This window comes from Cupriavidus sp. DL-D2 (genome assembly GCF_039710735.1).
Lineage (GTDB): Bacteria > Pseudomonadota > Gammaproteobacteria > Burkholderiales > Burkholderiaceae > Cupriavidus.
The window spans coordinates 1-1,345 of the sequence record NZ_JBDKXK010000131.1 but is presented as its reverse complement, the minus strand read 5'-3'; the positions used below and the strand labels follow the sequence as shown (position 1 = coordinate 1,345).

Sequence of the window (1,345 nt, the reverse complement as noted above, 5' to 3'; positions counted from 1 at the left end):
GCTTGCCCTCTCCCCTGCCCCTCTCCCGGAGGGAGAGGGGAAAAACCGGGCCCTTACTTCAACTGGCCAAGAAACTCCTCGGCCATTTCGAGACATTCCTCGTAACTTCGCCAGTACTCACGCCTACGGATCAGTGAGAACTGATCCCGCATCAGATCGGGACGCGCTTTCAGTCGGGTGATGAATGCATCGGCGTACTTGAGCAGGTACGGTGCGGCACATCGCAGTGGTTGTGGATCTGCCTCGATAACGACCGCGAGATCGAAGAGATCTCGGGCAGTACCGCTGTATCCCCGATGGAACAGCTTCTTGGCCACGATTTCGGCCGCTGTCTCGACACGCACCTCTCGCCCCATGATCTCCCATATCTCATACGGGTTCTCAGTCAGGTTTGTGGCGGCCACGATATCGATCTCGCCTTCGGGCAACCTCAGGCGGATGTAGTTGGCCTGTTCGATATAGTCGTCGCTAATGGACTCCGCTATGGCACTGAGGCGGGGATTCACGTAGCCGAGGTACTGAGGATCCCGGACGAAGAGATCGATGTCATAGGACAGCCGATGCTGGTATCGCAGCATCAACACCGTTCCGCCACCAAAGGTCCAGAATGGTTCAACTCCGCCATGCGTCCTGACCTCATCCATCAGGGTGAACGCATGAGGAAACAGCGCCTCCCACGCTTCCCCCATCAGCGGTTGCACTCTCATTTCCACAACCCATCACGTGTAGCGGAAGTCGATGCGGCGAGACGATGCAGATTCCGCCAGATCTCTGCCGGCTTGCGGTTGTGCCTCGCTGCAACTTCTGCCACAGCTTTCACAATCAGTTGCAGCGGCGCTTCATCGAGAACCTGCGCGACATGGGCACGATAGCCCTGCGGGGTTTCCCCCGTGGCGAGCGCGGCGTCGAGCAGCTCAGGCGTGAAATCCCCGGAGTAACTCACGTTCGCGCCTAGCGCTGCCATTCGGAGCGCATTGGGAGGTTTGCCGGCCGCTGCGCGCGCGACATCGGGATCATCGATAGAGATGGAAAGTCCCAATACGTCGAGTAACCGAACGAGATTCTCCAGCGTAACGTTCACCGTTCCGCGTTCAATGCCATTCAAGGTTTGCCGGGATAGCCCAGCCAGATCAGCGAGGCGCTGCTGGGAAATGCCGAGCGACTGCCGTTTGCGTTGGATAGCAAGCATAAGTGCCGATAGGTGCATAGCTCAGGGGCGACTTGCAGTTTTTTGTCAAGTATAGTTGACAAAAAATTCTATGCAAGTCTGCCTCAGGTTAGCGCCACGGCAGTCGCGTTACTCCCCTCTCCCGCGAAGTGGGAGAGGGGTTGGGGGAGAGGGCCA

2 protein-coding genes are annotated in these 1,345 nt (G+C 58.1%); both read right to left on the bottom strand.

Annotation, left to right across the window (positions count from 1 at the left end):
- Positions 1-53: 53 nt before the first annotated feature.
- Complete coding sequence (locus ABDB81_RS30315) at positions 54-707, bottom strand: nucleotidyl transferase AbiEii/AbiGii toxin family protein (protein WP_137923732.1); 654 nt, start codon at positions 705-707, stop codon at positions 54-56.
- Positions 704-1,189, bottom strand: coding sequence for a helix-turn-helix transcriptional regulator (locus ABDB81_RS30310; protein ID WP_237380559.1), 486 nt, complete (start codon positions 1,187-1,189; stop codon positions 704-706). The genes ABDB81_RS30315 and ABDB81_RS30310 overlap by 4 nt, the downstream gene beginning before the upstream one ends.
- Between the last annotated feature and the right edge of the window lie 156 nt (positions 1,190-1,345).